Origin of the sequence: Micromonospora sp. NPDC085948 (assembly GCF_040686315.1) — a bacterium.
GTDB lineage: Bacteria > Actinomycetota > Actinomycetes > Mycobacteriales > Micromonosporaceae > Micromonospora.
On the sequence record NZ_JBFBJW010000006.1, the window covers coordinates 172,199 to 197,062 of the forward strand.

General features: G+C 72.5%; 23 protein-coding genes. 14 read left to right on the top strand and 9 right to left on the bottom strand.

The genetic code is table 11. The features are described from left to right. Window positions 1–6: 6 nt before the first annotated feature. Together AB0O48_RS18220 and AB0O48_RS18225 are read right to left on the bottom strand one after the other, a co-directional pair. Window positions 7–906, bottom strand: a complete 900-nt coding sequence (locus AB0O48_RS18220) for a PfkB family carbohydrate kinase (protein WP_365066911.1) — start codon at window positions 904–906, stop codon at window positions 7–9. Next, window positions 903–1,838: a pseudouridine-5'-phosphate glycosidase gene (locus tag AB0O48_RS18225; protein WP_365066913.1), complete on the bottom strand. Its 936-nt coding sequence runs from the start codon at window positions 1,836–1,838 to the stop codon at window positions 903–905. The genes AB0O48_RS18220 and AB0O48_RS18225 overlap by 4 nt, the downstream gene beginning before the upstream one ends. A gap of 88 nt (window positions 1,839–1,926) precedes the next feature. Here AB0O48_RS18225 and AB0O48_RS18230 point away from each other — a divergent pair, with 88 nt between their 5' ends. The 3 genes from AB0O48_RS18230 (at window position 1,927) to AB0O48_RS18240 (ending at window position 4,770) form a co-directional block, all read left to right on the top strand. Further along, window positions 1,927–2,145, top strand: a complete 219-nt coding sequence (locus AB0O48_RS18230; RefSeq protein ID WP_007456912.1) for a DUF3039 domain-containing protein — start codon at window positions 1,927–1,929, stop codon at window positions 2,143–2,145. A gap of 40 nt (window positions 2,146–2,185) precedes the next feature. Beyond that, window positions 2,186–2,848: a trimeric intracellular cation channel family protein gene (locus AB0O48_RS18235; protein WP_357247607.1), complete on the top strand. Its 663-nt coding sequence runs from the start codon at window positions 2,186–2,188 to the stop codon at window positions 2,846–2,848. A 188-nt stretch (window positions 2,849–3,036) separates the two neighbouring features. Then, a complete protein-coding gene (locus AB0O48_RS18240) occupies window positions 3,037–4,770 on the top strand; it encodes a DEAD/DEAH box helicase (protein WP_357247610.1) in 1,734 nt (577 codons plus the stop codon). A 941-nt stretch (window positions 4,771–5,711) separates the two neighbouring features. Here the strand turns inward: AB0O48_RS18240 and AB0O48_RS18245 are convergent. Then, complete coding sequence (locus tag AB0O48_RS18245) at window positions 5,712–5,945, bottom strand: hypothetical protein (RefSeq protein WP_030489368.1); 234 nt, start codon at window positions 5,943–5,945, stop codon at window positions 5,712–5,714. A gap of 245 nt (window positions 5,946–6,190) precedes the next feature. After that, on the bottom strand, window positions 6,191–7,792 hold the full coding sequence (locus AB0O48_RS18250; RefSeq protein WP_357247613.1) for an RNA polymerase sigma factor: 1,602 nt from the start codon (window positions 7,790–7,792) through the stop codon (window positions 6,191–6,193). A gap of 289 nt (window positions 7,793–8,081) precedes the next feature. Between AB0O48_RS18250 and AB0O48_RS18255 the strand changes: the two genes are divergently transcribed. Beyond that, a complete protein-coding gene (locus tag AB0O48_RS18255) occupies window positions 8,082–8,903 on the top strand; it encodes an inositol monophosphatase family protein (protein ID WP_365066920.1) in 822 nt (273 codons plus the stop codon). A gap of 36 nt (window positions 8,904–8,939) precedes the next feature. Here the strand turns inward: AB0O48_RS18255 and AB0O48_RS18260 are convergent, their stop codons facing one another. Next, window positions 8,940–9,455 (bottom strand): LytR C-terminal domain-containing protein, encoded by a 516-nt coding sequence (locus AB0O48_RS18260; protein ID WP_357248051.1) that lies wholly within the window; start codon window positions 9,453–9,455, stop codon window positions 8,940–8,942. A gap of 431 nt (window positions 9,456–9,886) precedes the next feature. On the opposite strand from AB0O48_RS18260, the gene AB0O48_RS18265 reads away from it, so the two are divergent. Both AB0O48_RS18265 and AB0O48_RS18270 read left to right on the top strand, forming a co-directional pair. Further along, window positions 9,887–10,183 (top strand): DUF4193 domain-containing protein, encoded by a 297-nt coding sequence (locus AB0O48_RS18265; RefSeq protein ID WP_007075406.1) that lies wholly within the window; start codon window positions 9,887–9,889, stop codon window positions 10,181–10,183. A 116-nt stretch (window positions 10,184–10,299) separates the two neighbouring features. Further along, window positions 10,300–11,157 (top strand): hypothetical protein, encoded by an 858-nt coding sequence (locus tag AB0O48_RS18270; RefSeq protein ID WP_357247619.1) that lies wholly within the window; start codon window positions 10,300–10,302, stop codon window positions 11,155–11,157. Between the two features lie 17 nt (window positions 11,158–11,174). Here the strand turns inward: AB0O48_RS18270 and AB0O48_RS18275 are convergent, their stop codons facing one another. Then, window positions 11,175–11,702 (bottom strand): DUF3093 domain-containing protein, encoded by a 528-nt coding sequence (locus tag AB0O48_RS18275; protein ID WP_357247623.1) that lies wholly within the window; start codon window positions 11,700–11,702, stop codon window positions 11,175–11,177. Window positions 11,703–11,793: 91 nt separating this feature from the next. On the opposite strand from AB0O48_RS18275, the gene dut reads away from it, so the two are divergent. From dut to AB0O48_RS18295, 4 genes are all read left to right on the top strand, one after another. After that, on the top strand, window positions 11,794–12,330 hold the full coding sequence (gene dut / locus AB0O48_RS18280; RefSeq protein ID WP_357570174.1) for a dUTP diphosphatase: 537 nt from the start codon (window positions 11,794–11,796) through the stop codon (window positions 12,328–12,330). A 25-nt stretch (window positions 12,331–12,355) separates the two neighbouring features. After that, window positions 12,356–13,018, top strand: coding sequence for a DUF3710 domain-containing protein (locus AB0O48_RS18285; protein ID WP_357247629.1), 663 nt, complete (start codon window positions 12,356–12,358; stop codon window positions 13,016–13,018). Between the two features lie 114 nt (window positions 13,019–13,132). Continuing rightward, window positions 13,133–13,513, top strand: coding sequence for an OB-fold nucleic acid binding domain-containing protein (locus AB0O48_RS18290; protein WP_357070298.1), 381 nt, complete (start codon window positions 13,133–13,135; stop codon window positions 13,511–13,513). A gap of 25 nt (window positions 13,514–13,538) precedes the next feature. After that, window positions 13,539–14,222, top strand: coding sequence for a DUF3159 domain-containing protein (locus AB0O48_RS18295; protein ID WP_357247631.1), 684 nt, complete (start codon window positions 13,539–13,541; stop codon window positions 14,220–14,222). Between the two features lie 37 nt (window positions 14,223–14,259). Here the strand turns inward: AB0O48_RS18295 and AB0O48_RS18300 are convergent, their stop codons facing one another. Beyond that, window positions 14,260–14,949, bottom strand: a complete 690-nt coding sequence (locus tag AB0O48_RS18300; RefSeq protein ID WP_357247634.1) for a TrkA family potassium uptake protein — start codon at window positions 14,947–14,949, stop codon at window positions 14,260–14,262. A gap of 3 nt (window positions 14,950–14,952) precedes the next feature. Next, window positions 14,953–15,618, bottom strand: coding sequence for a TrkA family potassium uptake protein (locus AB0O48_RS18305; protein ID WP_357247637.1), 666 nt, complete (start codon window positions 15,616–15,618; stop codon window positions 14,953–14,955). Window positions 15,619–15,782: 164 nt separating this feature from the next. Between AB0O48_RS18305 and AB0O48_RS18310 the strand changes: the two genes are divergently transcribed. The 3 genes from AB0O48_RS18310 (at window position 15,783) to dxs (ending at window position 21,236) form a co-directional block, all read left to right on the top strand. Beyond that, entirely contained in the window at window positions 15,783–17,870 is a 2,088-nt protein-coding gene (locus AB0O48_RS18310) for an APC family permease (protein WP_357247639.1), read from the top strand. Between the two features lie 61 nt (window positions 17,871–17,931). Continuing rightward, window positions 17,932–19,155, top strand: a complete 1,224-nt coding sequence (locus AB0O48_RS18315; RefSeq protein WP_357248054.1) for a TRAM domain-containing protein — start codon at window positions 17,932–17,934, stop codon at window positions 19,153–19,155. Between the two features lie 134 nt (window positions 19,156–19,289). Next, window positions 19,290–21,236 carry a 1-deoxy-D-xylulose-5-phosphate synthase gene (gene dxs, locus AB0O48_RS18320; RefSeq protein WP_357247642.1) on the top strand — a complete coding sequence of 649 codons (1,947 nt, stop codon included), beginning with the start codon at window positions 19,290–19,292 and terminating at the stop codon, window positions 21,234–21,236. Window positions 21,237–21,442: 206 nt separating this feature from the next. Here the strand turns inward: dxs and AB0O48_RS18325 are convergent, their stop codons facing one another. Further along, a complete protein-coding gene (locus AB0O48_RS18325; RefSeq protein WP_357247645.1) occupies window positions 21,443–22,636 on the bottom strand; it encodes a hypothetical protein in 1,194 nt (397 codons plus the stop codon). Between the two features lie 155 nt (window positions 22,637–22,791). Here AB0O48_RS18325 and AB0O48_RS18330 point away from each other — a divergent pair, with 155 nt between their 5' ends. Then, the gene (locus tag AB0O48_RS18330; RefSeq protein WP_365066929.1) at window positions 22,792–24,846 is read left to right on the top strand and encodes a hypothetical protein; all 2,055 of its coding nucleotides are present in this window, start codon (window positions 22,792–22,794) and stop codon (window positions 24,844–24,846) included. Window positions 24,847–24,864 lie beyond the last annotated feature (18 nt).

The following is a 24,864-nucleotide window of genomic DNA, read 5'->3' on the forward strand; positions in this document are numbered from 1 at the left end:
CGACACTCACGGCTGTGGTCGTGCGCCGACCGTCGAGACGGCCAGCGCGCCCAGGTCGGTGGCGCGGGTCAGCGCCGCGGTCGGGGCGGCGCCGGCGAGCCAGGCGGTGAGCAGGCCGGCCGCGAAGGCGTCGCCCGCCCCCGTGACGTCCCGTACCGCCACCCGCCGGGCGGGCGCCACCCAGACCGCCGCGCTGCGGTCGACCCAGACCGCGCCGGCCGCGCCGCGCTTCACCACCACCCGCCAGGCCGTCGCCGACAGTGCCCGCCCCTGCGCCGCCGGGTCCAGGCCGCCGGCCAGCACCGTGGCCTCGTCCGCGTTGACCAGCAGCAGGTCGACGTCGCGTACCCAACTCAGGAACGCCGCCGCGCCCACCCGCCGCAGCGGCGCCGCGGAGGCCGCGTCGACGCTCGTGGTGAGCCCGCGCTCGCGGGCGGCGGCCAACGCCCGCAGCCCGGCGTCGCGCGACCCGGCGTCCAGGAGGGTGTACGCGGACAGGTGCAGATGCCCGGCGTCGGGCACCGCCGCGAGGGCCCGCTCGACGTGCGCGGCGCTCAGCCGCAGGTTCGCACCCCGCTGGTTGACCATGGTGCGCTCGTCGTCGGTCGCCAACACGATCACCGTGCCGGTCGGCGCGTCCTCGACCCGTTCGATCGCGCAGTCGACACCCGCCCGCTCCAGCTCGGCGACCCGGTCGCGCCCGGCGTCGTCGTTCCCGACGGCGGCGACGAGCGTGACGTCCACCCGCTGCGCGGCGACCCAGGCGGCGGTGTTGGCCGCCTGGCCCCCGCCGCCGATACTGATCTCGGCTCCGGTGTCCGAGCCGGCCGCGAGCGGCCCGGACAGCACCGCGACCACATCGGTGATCACGTCCCCGACGACGACCACCCGGGCCGGTCGGGTCATACCGCGGCGGCGGTGTCGCGGGCCGCCGCGGCGACCGCGATCCGCGCGGCCAGATCGGCGTTGCGCAGGATGATCCGGACGTTGACGGTGAGGCTCGCGCCCTCGGTGGCCGAGTGGAAGTGCGCCAGCAGGTACGGGGTGACGGCCTTTCCGGTGATCCCGTCCCGCTCCAGCAGGGCCAGACCGTCGGCGAGCGTCCGATCGTGCAGCTCCGGGTCGAGCTGTTCGTCGACCGGCAACGGGTTGGCGACGAGCAGCCCGCCGGTGTGCAACGCGTGCGCGTCTCGGGCGGCGAGTACGTCGGCGACCTGCTCGGGGGAGTCCACCGACCAGTCCAGGTCGAAGCCGGCGTCGGTGCGGTAGAAGCCGGGGAACCGGCGGGTGCGGTAACCGAGCACGGCGACCCCGAGGGTCTCCAGGCGCTCCAGCGTCGCGCCCACGTCGAGGATCGACTTGACGCCGGCGCAGACCACCACGATCGGGGTCTGGGCCAGGGTGACCAGGTCGGCCGACTCGTCGAAGGTGTGCGCGGCCTCCCGGTGCACCCCACCCAACCCGCCGGTGGCGAACACCCCGATGCCGGCCGCGGCGGCCACGGCGCTTGTCGCGGCAACCGTGGTGGCGCCGTCCACGCCGCTCGCCGCCGCCACCGCGAGGTCGCGGACGGAGAGTTTCGTCACTCCATCGACCGTCGCCAGTCGGGTCAGCTGTGCGTCGTCCAGGCCGACCACCAGCCTGCCGCCGATCATGCCGATCGTCGCGGGAACGGCCCCGGCGTTCCGGACCGCCCGCTCGATTTCCCTGGCCACCCGTAGGTTCTCCGGGCGGGGCAGCCCGTGCGAGACGATGGTGCTCTCCAGTGCGACGACGGGCCGGCCGTCGCGCAGGGCGTCGGCGACCTCGGTGCCGTAGCTGAGGTGAAAGTCAGTCACCCGGGCACCGTACGGGGTCGGGCTCCCGCCGGCCTCAGGTGGACCCGGCCGTGATGACCTGCCAAACTTGTCGGTTGGAGGTGCAGACGTGAGCACAGAGGTTCTCGAGCGTCCCGAGCTGAAGGACGCCGACACCGGTCCCGAGATGTTCCACTACGTCCGCAAGGAGAAGATCGCCGAGAGTGCCGTCATGGGCACCTTCGTCGTCGCGCTCTGCGGCGAGACCTTCCCGGTCACCAAGGCCGCCAAGCCGGGTTCGCCGGTCTGCCCGAAGTGCAAGGAGATCTACGACTCGTACCGCGAGTGAACCTCGGCCGGCGCTCCGGCCGGCGACGTAGCCTGCGGCGGTGACCACCTCCACCGCCCTGCTCCTCGCCGACCTGACCGGCGTCGCGGTGTTCGCCGCGTCCGGGGCGTCGGCCGCGGTGGCCAAACGGCTGGACCTGTTCGGCGTCGCGTTCGTCGGGTTCGTGGCCGCCCTCGGCGGTGGGATCTTCCGGGACCTGGTCATCGACGAGGCGCCGCCGCTGGCCTTCGCCGACTGGCGGTACGTGGCCACCGCCGCGATCACCGCGCTGGCCACCTTCTGGTTGCACCCACAACTGGCCCGACTGCGCACCACCGTGCTGGTGCTGGACGCGGCGGGTCTCGCGCTGTTCACCGTCACCGGCACGCTCAAGGCGCTCGACGCCCGGGTGCCGGCCGTCGGCGCCTGCCTCATCGGCATGCTCACCGCGATCGGCGGCGGGCTCGCCCGCGACCTGCTCACCGCCGAGATCCCGGTCGTCCTGCGCCGGGAGATCTACGCGCTGGCCGCGCTGGCCGGGTCGGTCACGGTGGTGCTGCTGTACGTCACCGGGCAGACCGCGCCCGCGTCGCTCACCGCCGCCGCCGCCCTGGTCTTCGGGCTGCGCCTGATCGCACTGCGTCGACGCTGGTCCGCGCCGGTGGCGACGCTGCGCCCACCGCGCACCGGTGGGGCGGATCCGCGTACCGACCGGGAGTGGTGAACGGCCCGGCCGCTGTTCGGGTGAGTGCGGGATTGTGACCAGCGTGGCGTCGCCTGGGCCGTGGGGCCCGTGCTGGTTATGCTGAGTCGGCCTTCGCGGCAGCTACTGCGCGGAGGCGTTTTCATGGGCGGCGGGACTCGTGGCCCTCGCCCCGGATCCGCGTTCGTGCGGTCGGAGAGGAGCTTCGCGTGGCAGCCCGGACGCCGGTGCTCGAGACGTTCCCAGCACTACGCTCCTGGCAGCGTAAGGCCCTGGTGGAATACCTGCGTCGGCGTACCGACGACTTCACCGCGGTCGCCACGCCAGGTGCCGGCAAGACCACCTTCGCCCTGCGGATCGCGGCCGAACTGCTCGCCGACGGCACCATCGAGGCGGTCACCGTGGTCGCCCCGACCGAGCACCTGAAGAACCAGTGGTCCGACGCCGCGGCCCGGGTGGGCATCCAACTCGACGCCGCCTTCCGCAACGCCGACCTGCACTCCGCGGCCGACTTCCACGGCGCGGTGGTCACCTACGCCCAGGTCGGAATGGCCCCGCAGGTGCACCGCCGGCGCACCATGACCCGGCGCACCCTGGTCATCCTCGACGAGATCCACCACGCGGGGGACTCCCGGTCCTGGGGCGACGGCGTGAAGAACGCCTTCGAACCCGCCGTACGCCGGCTGATGCTGACCGGGACGCCGTTCCGCTCCGACGACAACCCGATCCCGTTCGTCAGCTACGAGCGGGGCGGGGACGGGCTCATGCGCTCCCGCGCCGACTCCGTGTACGGCTACTCCGACGCGCTGCGCGACGGCGTGGTCCGGCCGGTGCTCTTCCTGGCGTACTCCGGGGAGACCCGGTGGCGGACCAACGCGGGGGAGGAGTTGGCCGCCCGCCTCGGTGAGCCCATGACGCAGGATCTGGTGGCGCAGGCCTGGCGTACCGCCCTGGACCCGGCCGGGGACTGGATGCCGCAGGTGCTGCGGGCCGCCGACGCCCGACTCACCGTGCTCCGTAACGCGGGGATGGCCGACGCCGGTGGTCTGATCATCGCCACCGACCAGCAGACCGCCCGCTCGTACGCCAAGTTGATCGAGCAGGTGACCGGCGAGAAGGCCGCCGTGGTGCTCTCCGACGACCAGGGCGCATCCGCCCGGATCGCGACGTTCGCGGCGTCCGACCAGCGCTGGCTGGTCGCGGTGCGGATGGTGTCCGAGGGGGTGGACATCCCCCGACTCGCGGTCGGGGTCTACGCCACCAGCGCCAGCACGCCGCTCTACTTCGCCCAGGCGATCGGCCGGTTCGTCCGGGCCCGCCGCCCCGGGGAGACCGCGTCGGTGTTCCTGCCCAGCGTGCCGCACCTGCTCGGCCTGGCCAGCGAGATGGAGACCGAGCGGGACCACGTGCTCGGCAAACCCAAGGAATCCGACGGTTTCGACGACGACCTGCTGGAACGCGCGCAGCGCGACGACCAGGCCAGCGGCGAGCTGGAGAAGCGGTTCGCCGCGCTGTCGGCCACCGCCGAGCTGGACCAGGTGATCTTCGACGGGGCGTCGTTCGGCACCGCGGCACAGGCCGGCACCCCCGAGGAGGAGGAATACCTCGGCCTGCCCGGCCTGCTCACCGCCGACCAGGTGTCCCTGCTGCTGACCAAGCGGCAGGCCGCCCAACTCGCCGCCCAACGCCGCCGTACCGCCGACGCGGCCTCTCAGCCGGCCGCTGCGCCCACCGTGGCACCACCGGCACCTCTGAGTGCCGCCCAGCGTCGCGTGGCGCTCCGGCGCCAACTGAACGCTCTGGTGGCCGCCCGACACCACCGCACCGGCCAGCCGCACGGCAAGATCCATGCCGAGTTGCGTCGGCTGTGCGGCGGGCCGCCGAGCGCGCAGGCCACCATCGAGCAGCTGGAGGAACGCATCGCCACCGTCCAGACCCTCTAGACCCGCCGAGCAACGGCCCCCACGTACAGATCCACCCGCCCGGCCCCACCACACCAGCCGGGTGGCGCCCTGGCGACGTGGCGGCCTGGCGACGTGGCGGCCTGGCGACGTGGCGGCCTGGCGCCCTGGCGGCCTGGCGGCCTGGCGGCCTGGCGGAGTGGCGGCGTGGCGGAGTGGCGGCGTGGCGGCGTGGCGGCGTGGCGGCGTGATCCACTCGGCTTCCTTGAAAACGCGGTGTTCGAGCCGGGGGGAAAGCGCGACTTCCGTGAAACCGAGTGGATCACGGGGGTCTGGGGTGGTGTCGAGGCTTGCCTGCCCGGACGGCCGCACATGCCCTCCGCGGGCGCGCCCCGATCCTCAAGATCGCGCTAGATCCACGATGTAGTGGTGTCGGTGGGTTGGTGAGGCCACTACATCCTGGTTCGAGCGTGACCTTGGTCGGCCGGTGGCGCTTGGATCTCGCTCCCGGTGTCCCGAGGGCGGTGGTCGTCGTCAAGATCACTGCAGGATCAGGGATGTTGCTGTCTCGGTGGCGTCGGAGACAGCAACATCGGAGAAGTTGCCGGGGCGCGGCGTACGGGGTGCGGCGCACGGGGTGCGGCGCTCGGGGTGGGCGCACGGGGGTGCGGCGCAGGGTGCGGCACCGCGGGGTGCGGCACCGCGGGGTGCGGCACGCGGGGTGCGGGACGCGGGGTGCGGGACGACGCGGGGTGCGGGACGCGGGGTGCAGCGCACGGGGTGCAGCGCACGGGGTGCAGCGCACGGGGTGCGGCACGCGGGGTGCGGGGCACGGGGCACGGGGCACGGGGTGCGGCGCACGGGGCGCGGGTTGCGGGTTGCGGGGGCGCGTTCGGCGTGGGGCGGGCGTGGCGGTTCGGACAGAAAAAGCCGACCGGAGGTCCCCTCGGGGGACCTCCGGTCGGCTATGTCGGTTAGCGGATTTAGTTCGCCATCAGATCGGCGCCACGCCAGCTGAAATCGGGCTCCGTCGCGAACCGCTCGGTGATCTTCACGAGATCCTCCGCGTACTTGTTCGCATGGTGCCCGCAGAACACCAACTCGCTCCCACCCGTGAGGGTGATCCGGAGCTTCCCGGCAGCATTGCAGCGGTCGCACCGTTCATCGGCGGCTGGGGGAGCCGCCGTCACGGGCGGCGGCGTGAGGGTCGGGGTCATCGCCTTCCTCCTCTGGTCGTCACCGATGAACAATCTCTTCGGTCGTTGCTCACCTATGGTGCAACACCCTTGCTAGGCACTGCCTTCCCTGTGTGCCCGCGGGGGACCGAGGTCACACCTGGCAGGGACAGTGTGCCGTGCACCCAGGGTGCCACGTCAACGATCACATTCGTGCATCCGGACGATCACCATCTCGTGTTGCACACCAGGTGGTCAAAACGACACGTTCGGTTGACGAAACCGGCTCAGTCCAGGTAATCCCGGAGGACCTGCGACCGGGACGGGTGACGCAGCTTGGACATCGTCTTGGACTCGATCTGCCGGATCCGCTCCCGGGTCACCCCGTAGACCTGGCCGATCTCGTCAAGCGTCCGGGGCTGGCCGTCGGTCAGGCCGAAGCGGAGGCGTACCACACCCGCCTCACGCTCGGAGAGCGTCTGCAGCACCTGCTGGAGCTGGTCCTGCAGGAGCGAGAACGAGACCGCGTCGACCGCGACCACGGCCTCGGAATCCTCGATGAAGTCACCGAGCTGGCTGTCGCCCTCGTCACCGATGGTCTGGTCCAGGGAGATGGGCTCCCGAGCGTACTGCTGGATCTCCAGCACCTTCTCGGGTGTGATGTCCATCTCCTTGGCCAGCTCCTCCGGAGTGGGCTCGCGACCCAGATCCTGGAGCAGCTCGCGCTGTATGCGGCCGAGCTTGTTGATGACCTCGACCATGTGCACCGGGATGCGGATGGTGCGGGCCTGGTCGGCCATCGCGCGGGTGATCGCCTGCCGGATCCACCAGGTGGCGTACGTGGAGAACTTGTAGCCCTTGGTGTAGTCGAACTTCTCCACCGCGCGGATCAGGCCGAGGTTGCCCTCCTGGATCAGGTCGAGGAAGGCCATGCCGCGACCCGTGTACCTCTTGGCCAGCGACACCACCAGTCGGAGGTTCGCCTCCAGGAGGTGGTTCTTGGCGCGCTCGCCGTCACGGGAGATCCAGCCCAGGTCACGGACCATGTCCCGGACGAGCTTCTCTTCGCCCTCGTCGGCGGCGCGCAGCCGCTCGGCGGCGTAGAGCCCGGCCTCGATCCGCTTGGCCAGCTCCACCTCCTGCTCGGCGTTGAGCAGCGGAACCTTGCCGATCTGCTTCAGGTACGCGCGGACCGAGTCGGCCGAGGCGGTCAGCTCGGCGTCCCGCCGGGCCTGCTTGAGCGCCTCGGACTCCTCGTCGTCCCACTCGAAGTCGTTGTCGGTCGCCGAGGCGGCGGCGTCGGTCTCGGCGGCCTGGGCCAGCTCGGCCGGCTCCTCGACCACCACGTCCTCGATCGCGGCGGCCAGTTCCTCCGGGTCGATCTCGCCGTCGGCGCCCTCGCCCTTTGCCTTGCCGGCGGCCTTCGTCGGTTTGGCACCGGCGGCCGCGGCCACCGTCGCCTTGGTGGCTCGGGTCGACTTGGTCGCCTTCGCCGGAGCCGCCGCGGCGGAGGCGCCGGTGGCCTTGCTCGCGGTCGCCTTGCGTGGGGCCGGCGTCGCCGGCGCGTCGTCGCCGGCTGGCGCCTGCTTCGGGGCCGGCGCGGCGGCCTTCTTGGTGGTCTTGGCGGTGGTGGCCCGGGACGCCGGCGTGGTCGACCGGGCCGCGGCGACCCGGCGGCGGGTGCTCGCCGAGCCGTCCACCACTACGGTCACTCCCGCCTCGGAGAGCGCCCGCAGGATCTTCTTGGCCTGGGCCGGAGTCACCTCGGCGGACTCGACGGTGCGCGCGAGCTGGGCCGACGTCAGCTGACCACCGGCGCTCTGCGCGTGGGCGATCAGGGTGTCGGTGAGCGAGCGAACGTCGGCGCCGGTCTGGCGGGGTTCTGTCACGAATGACCTTCCGGAGGCGAAGAGCGGGCACGGCCGGGTCGTCCGGCACAGCATGGGGCAACCGGGCCGGGCGATGTGGTTGAGGGACCCTCGCGTCCCGGGCCGGCCGGTGGTCGGCGGTCCGTGGCGCGTGGGCAGGGGTGAATTGTAACGCCGTCTGCGGCGATCATCCTGCGCCGCACTGCGTAACGACGGTGGGACCGCTGATTCGACGCTGATCTGGACTTTGTAAGGATGATACCCGCGCGTGGCCCGGAACACCCCGGTCGTGCGGGAAGGGGACGTTGGGATGCACGGTTCGGCACCGTCACCTCGGGATCTTTTGGCGATCGCGCTCGACGTGGCGCGGGACGCGGCGGCCACCGCGTACCGGATGCGCGCCGAGGGAGTTTCCGTGGCCGCGACCAAGAGTACGGTCACCGACGTGGTCACCGCCGCCGATCGGGCGGTCGAACGGCGGGTGCTCGACGCGCTGAAGCGGGCGCGGCCGGACGACGCGGTGCTCGGCGAGGAGTACGGCAGCGGGGACACCGGGCCGGTCGCGCCGGGCGGGGTGCGGTGGATCGTCGACCCGATCGACGGCACCGTGAACTACCTCTACGGGCTGCCGTACAGCGCGGTGTCGCTGGCCGCCGAGGTGGACGGGGTGGTGGTCGCCGGCGTGGTGCGCAACGTGAGCACCGGCGAGGAGTGGACGGCCACGGCCGGGGGCGGCGCCTGGCGGGACGGCGTCCGGCTGCGCTGCTCCGCCGAGGTGGACCTGGGTCAGGCGCTGGTCGGTACCGGGTTCGGCTACGACGCCCGTCGTCGTGCGCACCAGGCCCAGGTGGTGGCGGGGTTGATCGCGCACGTCCGGGACATCCGCCGGCTGGGCGCCGCCGCGCTGGACCTCTGCCTGGTCGCGGAGGGCCGGCTCGACGCGTACTTCGAGAAGGGCCTCGCGGCCTGGGACCTGGCCGCGGGTGGGCTGGTGGCCGCCGAGGCGGGTGTGCGGGTCGCCGGCCTGGCCGGTCGGCCGCCGGGGCCGGACCTGGTGGTCGCGGCCCCGCCGGCGCTCTTCCCGTCGCTGCACGACCGGCTCGCCGAGCTGGACGCCGCCGGCGGACCGTGACCTGTCGATCCGACGGCGCGCGGTGTGGCTACGCCGTCACTTGGCGGCCGGGGACGGGCAGGAGCCCGCGGGCGCCTTCGGTGGCCCCGAGTCGCCGAGGGACTGGTTGACCTCGGTCGTGGTGGCGAGCTGCTGGAAGTTGTTGCCCAGCACCACGTCCACGGTGTCGTCGGTGCGCTTCTCTTGGTAGTCCCGCTTGGCCTCGTTGAGGAAGTACGCCTCGAGCAGGTGCGCGGAACCGACGCCGTTCGGGCCGTACCGCAGCACCGCGACGTTGTCGACCTGCTTCTTCTCGTCCCCGGTCTTGGTGACCTGGAACTGGCGGTTGCGGAACTCGTCGCTGACGGTGTGGGCGAGGCCGGGCCGGTCGGTGGCGTTGAACACGTTGATCTTGACGTCCTTGCGCTCGCGCAGGGTCAGATCCGCCAGCGGCCAGCCATCCGGGCATCCCGCCGCGGTGCCCGCGTCGCCCTGGCTGTCGCGGACCACGGCCACGACGACGAAGACCAGGGCGATGATCGCCAGCAGGCCGACGACGACGAGTGCCCGCACGCGCGCAAAACTCATCAGAGCCTCCCCGGACTCCAGTGGGTGGTGACGGCCAGGAGCGATCGCTCGGGCCGCCGGCCGTCGAATACGCCGCTGAGGTTAACGGTTGTCCGGCCGTCGCGTGGAAACAGCCCGACATGCCGGCGCGCCGACCGCAGACCGGGTACTAATACCCCTATCTTCGTGTCGCCTGAATCACATTGGGAACAACTTGGCGCGCAGGGGCGTACATCTCAGCCGCAAGGGCGGTATACATGCCTCGCCCAAGGGGGGGTAAGGTTCCGCGCTCGCAGGGGAGTCGCCCCAGCGAGCTCGACCCGTTCGGTCCTCGGGTCGGGTGCCCGACACAAGTGGTGGCCGGCCAGCGGAACCGAAACAGCGTCGTCCGGCGTTACAACCGGAAGCGACAACATCGATATGGGAGAGTGAAACCGATGGCCACCGACTACGACGCCCCGCGTCGCGACGAGGTCGACCTCGGCGAGGACAGCCTGGAAGAGCTCAAAGCACGGCGCGTCGACTCACAGTCGGGCGCGGTGGACGTCGACGAGGCCGAGGTGGCCGAGAGCTTCGAGCTGCCCGGTGCCGATCTGGCCGACGAGGAGCTCACGGTCAAGGTGCTTCCGATGCAGCAGGACGAGTTCCGGTGCGCCCGCTGCTTCCTGGTCCACCACCGTAGCCAGCTGGCGGTCGAGCGTAACGGCGAGCTGATCTGCCGCGAGTGCGTCTGACAACCACGACACCAGCGGCGGCCTCCGGAACGGGGCCGCCGCTGCCGGTGTAGGCATGCGGCCGAGGTGGGTACCTGCTTGACTCGTAGCGGGTAGCCACAGCACCGGGAGGTCCGATGAGCGATCGAGGCGGCAGCACCGACGGCGGCACTGACCACCCCAGCGCCACCGACGGCGGCACCGGCAACCTCGGCGCCACCGACGGTGGCTCGGACGACCTCGGCGCGACCGTCGCGGCGTTGACCGCGGACGACATCGAGCCGGCCCGTCGCCGTCAACTGCTGACCCGGATGGTCGGGCAGGCCCGTGCCCGGGGCGTCTCCGACCTGTTCAAGCCACGTGCCGCGATGCGCTGGATGGTCGACGCGGTCGCGGACGTCGCCCCGCACATACCGGTGCGAAACCTGGACACCCTGCGCCAGCACTTTCCCGGCCTGGACGACGCCGCCCTGGCCGACCGGCTCATCCGCAACGCGTCGCGGACCACCGCCGCGATCGGCGCGGCCGGTGGGGGAGTCGCCGCCGTCGAGTGGACGATCGCCCCGACCCTGCTCTCCGCGCCGGTGCTGCTCGCCGCCGAGACCGTCGCCGTGGTGGCGGTGGAGCTGAAGCTGGTCGGTGAGCTGCACGAGGTCCACGGTGTCGCGCTACCGGACGGTGGCAGCCAACGGGCCGTCGCCCTGGTGCACTCCTGGGCCACCCAGCGCGGGGTCAACCCGATGGTCCCCGGCGTGGGAGTGGGCGCGGTGCTCGGCACCGCCGCCCGCAAGGAGCTGCGGGACATGCTGCTGCGGCGCTTCGGTCGTAACCTCACCACACTCGGGCCGTTCCTGACCGGCGCCGCGGTGGCCAGCTTCCTCAACCGGCGGGCCACCCAGCAGATGGCCGAGCAGCTTCAGGTGGACCTTCGCCGGCGGGGCATCGCCCGGCCCGCGCCACCGCAGGCCCTGCCGGGTCCGCCGACCGGCACCTGAGCGGCCGTGGCGCCGGATCAGCCGGGCTCCTCCGCCGTCGGACCGGTCACCGCGAGCGCGTCCCGTGCGGCCAGCACCGCCTCGGCCAGCTCGACCGGGTGCCGCGTGCTCACCACCCAGAACGGGGTCGGGTCGGCCGGGTCGTCGAGCACCACCTGCACGGCCCCGCCGATCCACGGTCGCTGTACGACGAAGGCGAGCGGGTCCGCGCCGACGCCCAGCACCTCACGGCGACCGGCGGCGTCCAGCGGGACCACGTCGGCCACGAAACGCACCGGCAGGCGGGCGTCGTCCACCCGCAGCTCCGAGTCGGCGACCCGCACCCGGATCCGGCCCAGCCACCACAACCCGGCGGCGGTGAGCGGCAGCAGCACGGCGAACGGCAGCCAGGCGCGGACGCCGTCGGCGCCCATCCAGATCTCGACGGCCAACAACGCGGCTGCCACCAGCCCGGCCAGCCACAGCCACCAGGGCAGATCCAGCCGTTCGTCGTACGCCGTGCGGGCGTCGACCGGCGGCTGGTCGGCGGACGGAGAGGGCGACATGCTCACTCCTGCGAGGGTACGGCGCACGGCGGCTCGGTGAACCGGCAGGATGGCAGGGTCAGCCCGCGAACCGGAGGAGAAGAGGGGACCCGTGACCGACGTCGTACCCGTGCCCGTGCAGCTGCTCGACTCCGAGCTGCCGTTGCCCACGTACGCCCATCCCGGCGACGCCGGGGCCGACCTGGTGGCGGCCGCGGACGTGGAGCTGCCGCCCGGCGGCCGTGCTCTGGTGCCCACCGGCGTCGCCATCGCGCTGCCGGAGGGGTACGTGGGTCTGGTCCATCCCCGGTCCGGCCTGGCGGCCAGGCTCGGCGTGACGGTGCTCAACGCGCCCGGTACGGTCGACGCCGGCTACCGGGGTGAGATCCTGGTCAACCTGATCAACCATGATCGGGATCTGCCGGCGAAGATCTCCCGTGGCGACCGGATCGCGCAGCTCGTGGTCCAACAGGTCGCGCGGGCGAGGTTCGAGCCGGTGGTCGAGCTGCCCGCGTCCCGGCGCGGGACCGGCGGGCACGGGTCCACCGGTGGTCACGCCGGGCTGGTGCCGTCTCCGGCGGGCCAGGACCGGGTCGAGCCGCGGCCAGACGAGCCGGGCCGCGGGCAGACGGAAGAGGTGGCAGGGTGAGTGTGAACAGCGGAGGGCGAGCGCAGTGATCTTCTCCCGAAAGCGGGCCGATGCCGAACGGCACACCCGTGACGATCAGGCCGTCGAGGTCCCGGACCAGGGCGATGCGGCGCCGACGTTGGAGCGCGGCCCGTACGACATCTCCGAGAGCTACGCCGACGTGCAGCGGCTCGACCTGGGCAGCCTGCACATCCCGGCGATCGCCGAGGTCGAGGTGCGGGTGCAGGCCGACCCGCAGGGCGTGATCCAGCAGGTCGTGCTGGTGCATGGCGACAACGCGCTCCAGCTGGGTGTCTTCGCCGCCCCCCGGTCCGAGGGGATCTGGGACGAGGTGCGCGAGGAGATCCGCCAGTCGCTGCTCCGCGACGGGGCGAGTGCGCAGGAGGTCGACGGCGAGTACGGCCCGGAGCTGCACGCCCAGGTGCCCACCCCGGACGGCCCGACGAATCTGCGGTTCGTCGGCGTCGACGGGCCGCGCTGGATGGTCCGCGGCGTGTTCCAGGGGCCGGTGGCCATCGACCCGGCCGCGGCCGGGCCGCTCGTCGAGTGCCTGGACGGCCTGGTGGTCGACCGCGGCCAGGAGGCCAAGCCGGTCCGCGAGCCACTGCCGCTGCGGCTGCCCCGGGAGATCTCCGACCAGACCGACGCCGAGGCGGGCGCCGCCGCCGCCGAGCCGCGCCAGGTCTGACCCGCGTCCACCGGCCCGCCGGAACCAGCCCCGTCGGCGTACGCTGGCGGCACGGTTCCGGCGCCGCCGGGGCCGGCCGGGGACGGCGAGCGTGGAGAGGGTGACGCGGAGGTCATGACGACCGACGAGGGCCGGGTGTCGCTGCGGCGCATCCTGCAACGGTTCACCGCCAGCGAGGCCGAGATCGACGCGCAGGAGCTGCGTCGGGAGAGCGCCCAGTGCGGCGGGATCCCCGCCCAGCAGTGCTCGCGGGGCCAGCTGGTCTCGGTCGCTGGTCGGCTGCGCACGGTGGTCTACACGCCGCGCACCAACCTGCCCACCCTGGAAGCCGACCTGTACGACGGCACCGACGTGGTCACCCTGGTCTGGTTGGGTCGACGGCACATCGCCGGGATCGAGCCGGGCCGGCACCTGACCGCCCGGGGCCGGGTGGCGGTGCGCGACGACCGCAAGGTCATCTACAACCCCTATTACGAGCTGGACTCGCCGAAGTGACGGCGCTGCGGACGGAAGGCCGGCGATGACGACGGGACAGCACCGCGCGGCACAGCCGGAGACCGGCCCGCCGGAAGAGGAGCCACTGCCGACGATCGCCGAGCAGATGGCCGACCAGCTCGGCGGCTGGCGGGGGTTGGTGGAGTCCAGCATCCCGGTGGTCGTCTTCGTGTTCGCCAACATCATCGGTGAGCTGCGACCGGCGGTGATCGCCTCGGTCGCGATCGCGCTGCTGATCGCCGGGTTGCGGCTGGCCCAGCGCCGGCCGATCCGGCACGCCGTCAACGGCCTGTTCGGCGTCGGTATCGGCGCCGCCATCGCCTGGCGCACCGGCGACGAGCGCGACTTCTACCTCCCCGGCATCCTCTACGGCATCGGGTACGGCATCGCCCTGCTGGTCTCGGCGGTCATCCGGCAGCCGCTGGTGGGCTGGATCTGGTCGGTGCTGGTCGCCAAGGGCCGCTCGGAATGGCGCGACGATCCGAAACTGGTGCGGACCTTCACCCAGCTGACCGTGCTCTGGGGCGTGGTGTGGCTGGCCAAGGTGGGCGTGCAGGCCGGGCTCTACCTGGCCCACCAGGACACCGCCCTGGGCGTGGCCCGGCTGGCTCTGGGCTACCCGCCGTACGCGCTGCTGCTGCTGATCACGGTCTGGACGGTGCGCCGGGTCACCCGGGAGCCGCAGCCGACCCCGCTGCCCGGCGCCTGAGCGAGCGCCCGGCTACCCGGGTCGCCCGCTCGTCCGCTCAGCGCGAGCCGCGGGTCCGTTCGACGCTGTCCGGCCCGAGGATCACCGCGCGGACCTGGTCCTCCACCTCGGCGGTGCAGACGAAGACCAGCTCGTCGCCGGCCTCGATCGGGTCGTCCGGGCTGGGCACCAGGACCCGCTTGCCGCGCAGGATCGCCACCAGCGCGGAGTCGCGGGGCAGCGGCACGGCGTGGATCGGCTGACCGACGTAGGGCGCGGTCGGTGGCAGGGTGATCTCGACCAGGTTCGCCTCGCCCTGCCGGAAGGTCATCAGCCGGACCAGGTCGCCGACGGTGACGGCCTCCTCGACCAGCGCAGCCATCACCCGCGGCTTACTCACCGCGACGTCCACGCCCCACTGCTCGGTGAACAGCCACTCGTTCTCGGCCCGGTTCACCCGGGCGACCACGCGAGGCACCGCGAACTCGGTCTTGGCCAGCAGCGACAGCACCAGGTTGGTCTTGTCGTCGCCGGTCGCCGCGACCACCACGTCGCACCCGGCGATGTTGGCCTCCTCCAGGCTGGCCACCTCGCACGCGTCGGCGAGCACCCACTCGGCCTCCGGCACCCGGTCCGGGCGCAGCATCTTGGGTTGGCGTTCGATCAGCATCACCTGGTGGCCGTTGTCGATCAGCTCCTGGGCGATCGAACGGCCCACGTTGCCCGCGCCCGCGATGGCGACCCGCATGGCTCAGTGCCCCCCTTCCGGCGGCGCCGCCGCCACCGACGTGACCGTCGCCACGATGTCATCGCTGACCAGCATGAACACCTGGTCACCCTCCTGCACGACGGTGGAGCCGGTGGCCAGCGTGCCGATGCCGAAGCGGATCAGATAGGCCACCCGCGCGCCGGAGGCGTCCTCCAGGGTGCGTACCGACCGACCGATCCAGTCCTTGTGCACCGGCACCTCGACGATCGACACGGTGCTCGTGGGGTCGCGGAAGATCTCCACGTTGCCCTCCGGCACCAGATGCCGCAGCATCCGGTCGGCCGTCCACCGCACGGTCGCCACGGTGGGGATGCCCAGCCGCTCGTAGACCTGCGCCCGGCGCTGGTCGTAGATGCGGGCGGCGACCCGGGACACGCCGAACGTCTCGCGGGCCAGCCGAGCCGAGATGATGTTGGAGTTGTCGCCGCTCGACACCGCCGCGAAGGCGTCCGCGCGCTCGATGCCGGCCTGGCGCAGCACCTCACCGTCGAAACCGGCCCCGGTCACCGTGATTCCGGCGAAGTCGGGGCCGAGTCGGCGGAAGGCGTCGGCGTCCTGGTCGATCACCGCCACCGAGTGCCCCCGGGACTCCAGGCTGTGGGCGAGGGTCGACCCGACCCGGCCACATCCCATGATCACGACGTGCACGCTGTCCCTCCCAAGGTGCGTACCACTCCGTCTGCTGGTGGCCTGACGAGTGCGAGCCTGCCACGTCCCGGTGCGGAGCGGGGACCGACCGTACCCCGTCGTGCCCGGCGGCCACGCTCGCCCACCCCCGCGCTCCCACGGTGGTGGTCGTACTCTTGGCGTTCGTGGCCAGTCCCACCTCGCTGCTGAAGCGGCTTCTGCTCGGTCGACCGTTCCGGTCCGACCGACTTCAGCACACCCTCCTGCCGAAGCGCATCGCGCTACCCGTGTTCGCCTCCGACGCCCTGTCCAGCGTCGCGTACGCGCCCGACGAGATCCTGCTGACCCTCTCCATCGCCGGCACCTCGGCGTACTTCTTCTCCCCGTGGATCGCCCTCGCGGTGGTCGTGGTGATGCTCACCGTGGTGGCGAGCTACCGGCAGAACGTGTACGCCTACCCCTCCGGTGGCGGCGACTACGAGGTGGCCACGGTCAACCTGGGTCCGAAGTTCGGAGTCGGGGTGGCCAGCGCGCTGCTCGTGGACTACGTGCTCACGGTGGCGGTGTCGGTCTCGTCCGGGGTGGCCAACCTCGGCTCGGTGGTGCCGTTCGTGGCCACCCACAAGGTCCTGATCGCGGTGATCGCGGTGGTCCTGCTGACCGCTGTCAACCTGCGCGGCCTGCGGGAGTCCGGCACCGCGTTCGCCATCCCCACCTATGGCTTCGTCATCGTGATGGGCGGGATGCTGCTCACCGGGCTCTTCCGGGTCTTCGTGCTGGGCGACGACCTCCGGGCGCCCAGTGCCGACCTGGTCATCCAGGCCGAGCACAGTGTGACCGGTTTCGCGCTCGTCTTCCTGCTGCTGCGGACGTTCAGCTCGGGCGCCGCCGCGCTCACCGGCGTCGAGGCGATCTCCAACGGCGTGCCGGCGTTCAAGGCCCCGAAGAGCCGCAACGCCGCCACCACGCTGCTGCTGCTGGGTGCGATCTCGGTGAGCATGCTGGTCGGGATCATCTGGCTGGCCCGACTGACGCACCTGCAGTTCGTCGAGGACCCGGCGCTCCAGATCGTCGCCGGCCCGGACGGCTACGTGCAGAAGACGGTCACCACCCAGCTCGGCGAGACGGTCTTCGGCTCCGGCTCGATCCTGCTCTACGTGGTGGCCGGGATGACCGCGCTCATCCTCTTCCTGGCGGCGAACACCGCGTTCAACGGTTTCCCGGTGCTCGGCTCGATCCTCGCCCAGGACCGCTACCTGCCCCGCCAGTTCCACACCCGGGGCGACCGGCTGGCCTTCTCCAACGGCATCACCTTCCTGGCCCTGTTCGCGATCGTGCTGATCGTCGGCTTCCAGGCCGAGGTGACCCGGCTCATCCAGCTCTACATCGTCGGGGTCTTCGTCTCGTTCACGGTCTCCCAGGCGGGCATGATCCGGCACTGGAACCGGCGCCTGCGCACCGAGCGGGACGCGGAGGCGCGGCGCCGGATGATCCGGTCCCGGGCCATCAACACGTTCGGCATGGGCCTGACCGGCACGGTGCTGGTGATCGTGCTGATCACCAAGTTCCTGCTCGGCGCCTGGATCGCGATCGCCGCCATGGCGGTGATCTACCTGCTGATGCTGGCCATCCGCCGGCACTACGACCGGGTGGCGGCCGAGCTGACCCCGCCGGACGAGGGCCGGGCCGTGCTGCCCGCCCGTAACCACGCGATCGTGCTGGTCAGCAAACTGCACCAGCCGACGCTGCGGGCCATCGCCTACGCTCGGGCCACCCGACCGGACACGCTGACCGCGGTGACCGTCAACGTGGACGACAAGGACACCCGCGACCTGCAGGCCGACTGGGAGCGGCGGGAGATGGCCATTCCGCTCACGGTGATCGACTCGCCGTACCGGGAGATCACCCGGCCGATCCTGGACTTCGTCGCCAACACCCGCCGCAAGTCGCCCCGGGACGTGGTCACCGTCTTCATTCCGGAGTACGTGGTGGGTCGCTGGTGGGAGAACCTGTTGCACAACCAGAGCGCCCTGCGCCTCAAGGGTCGGCTGCTCTTCGAACCGGGGGTGATGGTGGTCAGCGTGCCGTGGCAGCTCGCCTCGACGGCGAGCAAGAACCTGGACCGGCTGGACGCGACGCTGTCCCGTACCCCGGCGCGGGGGCCGCGCGGGCCGCGCGGCACCGTACCGCCGGAGGGCCTGCCGGTCGCCTCCGCCCCGGCGCCCGAGACTCGCCCGATCGACGGCGGCCCGGTCGGGACCGGCCGTGACTGAGCCCGGCGTACGCCAGCCCGCCACCCCGGCCAACCCGCCGTCGGTGCCGTCGGTGCCGTCGGTGCTTGAGCGTGGCCTGGCCGAGGCGGAACGGGTCGAGCTGACGGTCGACGCCGTCGCCCCCGGCGGGCACTGCGTGGCCCGGGTGGACGGGCAGGTGGTCTTCGTCCGGCACGCGCTGCCCGGCGAAAGGGTCATCGCGGAGGTCACCGAGGTGCACCGGGGGTTCGTCCGGGCCGACGCGGTGAGCGTGCTGGAAGCCTCACCGGACCGGGTCGAGCCGCCCTGCCCGTACGCGAAGCCGGGTGCGTGCGGCGGCTGCGACCTGCAACACGTCGCCCCGGAGGCGCAACTGGCCTGGAAGACCGCGGTGGTGCGCGAACAGTTGACCCGCCTGGGTGGGCTGACCGACGCCGAGCTGGACCAACTCGGCGTCCGGGTCGAGGCGCTGCCCGGCGGGCTGCTGGGCTGGCGTTCCCGGGTCCGCTACGCCGTGGACGCCGCGGACCGGGCCGGCCTGCTCAAACACCGTTCGCACGAGGTGGTGCCGATCGACAGGTGCCGGATCGCCCACCCGGCCATCCAGCGGCTGCCGGTGCTCGCCGAACGCTGGACGGCCGCCGAGGCGGTGGAGACCGTCGCCAGCACCGGCGGGGACGTGACAGTCACCGCGGTCCGCGACGGGGTGCCCACCCCGGTCAGTGGCCCGACCGAGGTCCGCGAGGTGGCCGCCGGCCGGGACTGGGCGCTGCCCGCGTCCGGGTTCTGGCAGGTGCACCCGGCCGCGGCGGACACCCTCTGCACGGCGGTGCTGGAGCTGCTGGACCCGCGGCCGGGCGAGACCGCGTGGGACCTCTACGGCGGCGCGGGGCTGTTCGCCGCCGCCCTCGCCGGCCGGGTCGGCGCTGCCCGGATCACCCTTGTCGAGTCGAGCCGGGACGGGGTGGACGCGGCCCGCGCCAACCTGGCCGATCTGCCCCAGGTCGAGGTGGTGGCGGCCCGGGTGGAGACCGCGCTCACCCGTCGACGGATCACCGGCCCGGTCGACGTGGTGGTGCTCGACCCGCCGCGCTCCGGCGCGGGCGCCCAGGTGGTGCGGGACGTCGTCGCCGCCGGCCCACGGGCGGTCGCGTACGTGGCCTGTGACCCGGCGGCCTTCGCCCGGGACGTGCGCACCTTCACCGAGATGGGTTGGCGGCTGGCGGCGCTGCGGGGCTTCGACCTCTTCCCGATGACGCAGCACGTCGAGTGCGTCGGACTGCTGCTGCCTCCGGTCGAGCGCTGACCGGCGATCCTCGTACTCCGGTCCTCCGGCGGCGGCGGCGGATCCGGCTCTGACCAGGCGCTCAGCCCACCCGCGCGGCTCGGGCCACTCGGCCCAGGCTGCGGAGTGCCGGGCGGCCGATAGACTCTCCGGTCATGAGTGTTGAAGAGGACACGGCCAACCACGGCCGGTTGCTGGGGACGGTCCGCGGTCCGCAGGACGTCAAGCGGATGTCCGGTGAGGAACTGGACGTCCTCGCCGCCGAGATCCGTGACTTCCTGATCGCCAAGGTCTCCCGCACCGGCGGGCACGTCGGGCCCAACCTCGGTGTGGTCGAGCTGACGCTGGCCATGCACCGCGTCTTCGACTCCCCCCGCGACCGGCTCCTGTTCGACACCGGTCACCAGTCGTACGTGCACAAGATCCTCACCGGCCGCCAGGCCGGCTTCGACAAGCTCCGCCAGCGCGGTGGCCTCTCCGGCTACCCCAGCCAGGCGGAGAGCGAGCACGACCTCATCGAGAACTCGCACGCCTCCACCGCGCTGTCCTACGCCGACGGCCTGGCCAAGGCGTACGCCCTGCGGGGCGAGGCCCGCAGCGTCGTGGCCGTGGTCGGCGACGGCGCGCTGACCGGCGGCATGTGCTGGGAGGCGCTGAACAACATCGCCACCGCCGGCAACTCCCTCGTGATCGTGGTCAACGACAACGGCCGTTCCTACTCGCCGACCATCGGCGGGCTGGCCGACCACCTCTCCTCGCTGCGGCTCAACCCCGGCTACGAGAAGGTCCTCGACACGGTCAAGGACGCCCTCGGCTCCACGCCGCTGGTCGGCAAGCCGATGTACGAGGTGCTGCACGCGGTCAAGAAGGGCATCAAGGACGCGGTCGCCCCGCAGGCCATGTTCGAGGACCTCGGCATCAAGTACGTGGGTCCGGTGGACGGGCACGACGTGGCGGCGGTCGAGGCGGCGCTGCGCGCGGCCAAGAACTTCGGCGGCCCGGTGATCGTGCACGCGGTCACCCGCAAGGGCTACGGCTACCGCCCGGCCGAGGAGGACGAGGCCGACTGCCTGCACGGCCCCGGCAGCGCCTTCGACGTCGAGACCGGCGCGCTGCTGGCCGCCCCGTCGGTGAAGTGGACGCACGTCTTCGCCGACGAGCTGCTGGCCATCGCCGACGAGCGCCCGGACGTGGTGGGCATCACCGCCGCGATGGCCGAGCCGACCGGCATCGCCAAGCTGGCCCGTAAGTACCCCGAGCGGGTGTACGACGTGGGCATCGCCGAGCAGCACGCCGCCACCTCGGCGGCCGGGCTGGCCCTCGGCGGCCTCCACCCGGTGGTCGCGGTCTACGCCACCTTCCTCAACCGCGCCTTCGACCAGGTCCTGCTGGACGTGGCGATGCACAAGCTGCCGGTGACCTTCGTGCTGGACCGCGCGGGCATCACCGGCCCGGACGGCCCCAGCCACTACGGCATCTGGGACATGTCCGTCTTCGGGGTGGTGCCCGGCCTGCGGATCGCCGCTCCCCGGGACGCCGCCACGCTCCGCGAGGAGCTGCGTGAGGCGCTCGCCGTCGACGACGGCCCGACCGTGGTGCGTTTCCCGACCGGCGCGGTCGCCGCGGACCTGCCGGCGCTGCGTCGGGTCGGCACTGTCGACGTGCTGGCCGAGTCCGCCCGTACCGACGTGCTGCTCGTCGCCGTCGGCTCCTTCGGCCAGTTGGGCATGGAGGTCGCCGCCCGGGTCGCCGAGCAGGGTTACGGGGTCACCGTCGTCGACCCCCGCTGGGTGCGTCCGGTCCCGGCGGAACTGGTCGACCTGGCCGCCCGTCACCGGCTGGTGGTGAGCGTCGAGGACGGCGTCCGGGTCGGCGGGGTGGGCGACGCGCTCGGCCAGGCGATGCGCGACGCCGACGTCCGGGTGCCGCTCAAGGACCTGGGCGTACCGGCCGACTGGCACCCGCACGGCACCCGCGCGCAGATCCTCGCCGACCTGGGCCTGACCGCCCAGGACGTGGCCCGCAACGTCACCGGCTGGATCTCCGGCCTGGACGCCACCCCGGACCGCCTCACCCCCAGCGACGCGGCCGCGCAGAACTGACCACCTCGCGACACCAGCGGCGGGCGGCCCTCCGGGACCGCCCGCCGCGTCGTCGCACCCTGTGCCGCGCTGCCCGGCCCTGTGCCGCGCCGATCTTGCACTTTCGGTCGCCGTAAGGCGCGCTTTGCGGCTATTTGTCGGGGCAGAAAACGCAAGATCGCCGCGGTGGAGCGGGGACCAGGGTGGGGCGGGGACGGGGGGGTGGGTCAGCGGGGTTTTACCGAGCGGTAGTGGGTCTTGTCGGAGTTGGCGAGGCTGTAGGTCTGGGAGCGGGACGGGCTGGGGATGACCGCCAGGCCGGGGCGCTCGACCAGCAGCGGAGTGCCCGGCGGGACGGACAGGGAGCTGTCCCGGGTGGCCCGCCAACTGAGCACCACCAGCGGCTGACCGGGTACGGGCAGTTGGTACGCCTGCAGCGGGGTGGCCCGGTCCGCGGGTGAGACGACGGGTGCGCCGCCGTCGGCCGGTCGGTAGATCACGGCGGTCATCGCGCCGGCGTCGGTATCCCAGTTGAGCTGCTGCAACTCCGCCGCCGCGCCACCTCCGAGGGCGACCTCGCCCAGCGAGCGGACCGTGAGTTTCGCCATCGGCCAGGACGTCGGCACCGAGCGCGGGGCGTCCCGGTCGCCGATCCGGCGCGGAATGCTGCCGAACGGACCCCGGTCGCCGGCCAGCACACAGGTGTCCAGCCCGGTCAGCGCCCGCCGTCCCGTGCCGGACTCGTCCCGGACCAGGGGATAGCGCGGATCGACGGTGCCGGTGCCCAGATCCAGCAGCCGGTCGGCGGCCCGCCCGCGCGGCAACGACTCGGTGGTTCGGAGGGTCGCGGTCACCGCGACAGCCGTGCAGGCCGGCACGTCGACAGGTGCGCTGAGGCCGTCCGCGACGGTGAGCGTCCGATCCTGTGGTCCGACCAGGGTCTGCACCCGGGCGGAGATCAGGTAGCGCCGGCCGCCGGCGGTCTGCACCGGCAGTACGTCGGAGTAGACGAGATAACCCGGGTCGGTGTACTCGGTGGCACGGGTCACCGCGTACCGATCGCCGTCGCGGGTGAGTTGCAGCAGCCAGGAGGCGCTCTCGCCGGGCACGTCGGCGGCCACGATCGCCGTCGGGGCACCATCGACCCGGCCGGAGAACAGGATGCCGGACGTGGGTAGGTGCGCGCGGTCATCGGCCGGCGACCGCCAGTCACGAACGGCGTCGGTGACCGCTGCCGTCGCCGTGCCGTCGCCCGAGAGATCGCCGCGCGGCGGCCACACCGCCAGCGTGCCATCCAGGCTGTCGTACCCGACCCGCAGGTCCTGTGGCTTGCGATCCGCGACCGGACCGCATGCCGTGCTGACCAACAGCGCACTCAGCAGGACGGCGAGCGTCCTGCCGTACCGACGGCCTGGAGTCACCTGGCCCGCCCCCGATCGCCTCGCCGTCGCTGTCGGAAAGCGCCATAGTACGAGATGTCCGGTGCCGGACCTCAGGTGGTCGCCGCCGGACCACCTACAGTGGACGCCACCGGGGCTTTAGTGCGTTTTGGTTACTCCGGTAGACTCCGCCGACTGTGACGCCTGCCGAGTCCCGCGCCCTGCCCGCGCCGCACCCGGAGTCGGCAGCCGGCTCCGGCGAGATGGTGAGCTATCGCACTCCGGTCGGCCAGTTCGCCGGCCCCGCCGCGTTGACCAGCGCCTCCGCCGCGCCGGCCGAGGCGCGCGCGACCGCCCCCACCCGCACCACCCCCGCCGAGACCGCCGCGCCGGCTCCGGCTGAGGCGGCCGCGCCGCCGGCGGAGACCGTCGTGCCGGCGCCGGCGGAGACCGACGCGCCGGACGAGTCCGGGGAGAGCGCGGCGGCCGTACCGTCGCGGGCGTGGTGGCGTGGGTGGACGCGGCGCCGGCAGCACCTGGCGGTGGGCGGGCTGTTCCTGCTCGCCGCGCTCTGGGTGACCAGCCGGATCTGGCTCGACCCGTCCGGTCGGGTGGCCTCGCTCTACACCGGTGACCCGGCCCAGGTGCAGTTCTTCCTCGCCCACTCGGTACGCGTGGTGCTGCACGGCGAGTACCCGTTCTACACCGAGCAGTTCAACTACCCCGACGGCGTCAACCTGATGGCCAACACGGCCGTGCTGGCGCTGGGCATCCCGATGGTCCCGGTGACGCTGTTGTTCGGGCCGGCGGTCTCCTTCGTGGTGCTGGTGACGCTCGGCCTCGCCGGCACCGCCATGGCCTGGTACCTCATGCTCTCCCGCCACCTGGTGCGCACCCCGCTCGCGGCGGCGGCCGGCGGCTGGTTCTGCGGCTTCTCACCCGCGATGCTCTCGCACGCCAGTTGGCACCCGAACATCATCAGCCAGTTCCTGCTGCCGTTCATCATCTGGCGGGTGCTGGTGCTCACCCGCTCGACCCGGCCGGTCCGGGACGGCGCGCTGCTCGCCCTGCTGGTCGCGGTGCAGGCGTTCATCAACGAGGAGATCCTGCTCTTCACGGCGCTGGCGTGCGGCGTCTTCCTGCTGGCGGTCCTCGTGCAGGAGCCGGCCCGCTGGCGGGCCGCCTGGCGGCCCCTGGGCGCCGGTGTGGTGACCTGCGCACTGCTGGCCGGGGCACTGCTGGCGTACCCCCTGTACGTGCAGTTCGCCGGGCCGATGGCCTACCACGGGCTCAGCGACGCGGTGAAGGACTACGGCAACGACATCGCCGCCTTCTTCGCACAGGGCTCGCCCACCCTCGGCGGCAACCAGCGCGCCAACATCAACCTCGCGCCGAACTACTCCGAGGAGAACGCCTTCTTCGGCTGGAGCCTGTCGCTGATCGCCATCGGCATCGTGGTCTGGCTGCGCCGGGAACTGATCGTCCGGGCGCTCGCGGCGACGGGCGTGCTCTTCGCCGTCCTCTCGCTCGGGGAGCGGGTCTCCTGGTGGGATCGGGAGCTGGTCACCGGGCCGTGGCAGTTGCTGGTCCAGCTGCCGCTGCTGGACGCGGTGGTGCCGACCCGATTCGGTCTGATCACCAGCGTGGTGGTCGGTCTGCTGCTCGCGCTCGCCGTCGAACGGGCCTGGGCGTTGCGTCCCGCCGACCGGCGTACCGTGCGGACGCTCACCGCGGCGGGCCTGGCGTTCGCCCTGCTGCCGATCGCCCCGATGCCGCTGCGGATGGTCTCCCGGCCACCGGTGCCGGACTTCATCACCGCCGACCGTTGGCGGGCGTACGTCGGGCCCGACCAGACGCTGGTGCCGATCCCGGTGCCCAGCATGGGCAACACACACGGCATGCGCTGGGCGGCGGCCACCAACCTCGACTTCAAGATCCCCGGCGGTTACTTCCTCGCCCCCCGCAACGGCAACACCGGTGACGCCGGCCGGTTCGGCGGCCGACCCAGCGGGGTGGGCCAGATGCTGGAGGAGGTGGCGACGACCGGCCGTACGCCGAAGCTCGACGACCGGCAGCGTCGTCGTTTCGCCGACGAGCTGCGGCACTGGCGGGCGGCGATCCTGGTGCTGCCGTTGCGACAGCAGAACGCCGAGCCGCTGCGGCGGACGGTCGAGGAGTTGGTTGGTCCGGGTCGCCAGGAGCTGGACGTCTGGGTCTGGGACGTGCGAGCGCTCACCGACCGCTCGGTCTGAGGACCACCGGAACGACGT

Bases quoted from the DNA above. Each gene is read 5' to 3' on its own strand.
- AB0O48_RS18220 (WP_365066911.1), bottom strand. From the start codon at position 906: ATGACCCGACCGGCCCGGGTGGTCGTCGTCGGGGACGTGATCACCGAT.
- AB0O48_RS18290 (WP_357070298.1), top strand. From the start codon at position 13,133: ATGACGACCGACGAGGGCCGGGTGTCGCTGCGGCGCATCCTGCAACGG.
- AB0O48_RS18245 (WP_030489368.1), bottom strand. From the start codon at position 5,945: ATGACCCCGACCCTCACGCCGCCGCCCGTGACGGCGGCTCCCCCAGCC.
- AB0O48_RS18270 (WP_357247619.1), top strand. From the start codon at position 10,300: ATGAGCGATCGAGGCGGCAGCACCGACGGCGGCACTGACCACCCCAGC.
- AB0O48_RS18265 (WP_007075406.1), top strand. From the start codon at position 9,887: ATGGCCACCGACTACGACGCCCCGCGTCGCGACGAGGTCGACCTCGGC.
- AB0O48_RS18300 (WP_357247634.1), bottom strand. From the start codon at position 14,949: ATGCGGGTCGCCATCGCGGGCGCGGGCAACGTGGGCCGTTCGATCGCC.
- AB0O48_RS18275 (WP_357247623.1), bottom strand. From the start codon at position 11,702: ATGTCGCCCTCTCCGTCCGCCGACCAGCCGCCGGTCGACGCCCGCACG.
- AB0O48_RS18295 (WP_357247631.1), top strand. From the start codon at position 13,539: ATGACGACGGGACAGCACCGCGCGGCACAGCCGGAGACCGGCCCGCCG.
- dxs (WP_357247642.1), top strand. From the start codon at position 19,290: ATGAGTGTTGAAGAGGACACGGCCAACCACGGCCGGTTGCTGGGGACG.
- AB0O48_RS18255 (WP_365066920.1), top strand. From the start codon at position 8,082: ATGCACGGTTCGGCACCGTCACCTCGGGATCTTTTGGCGATCGCGCTC.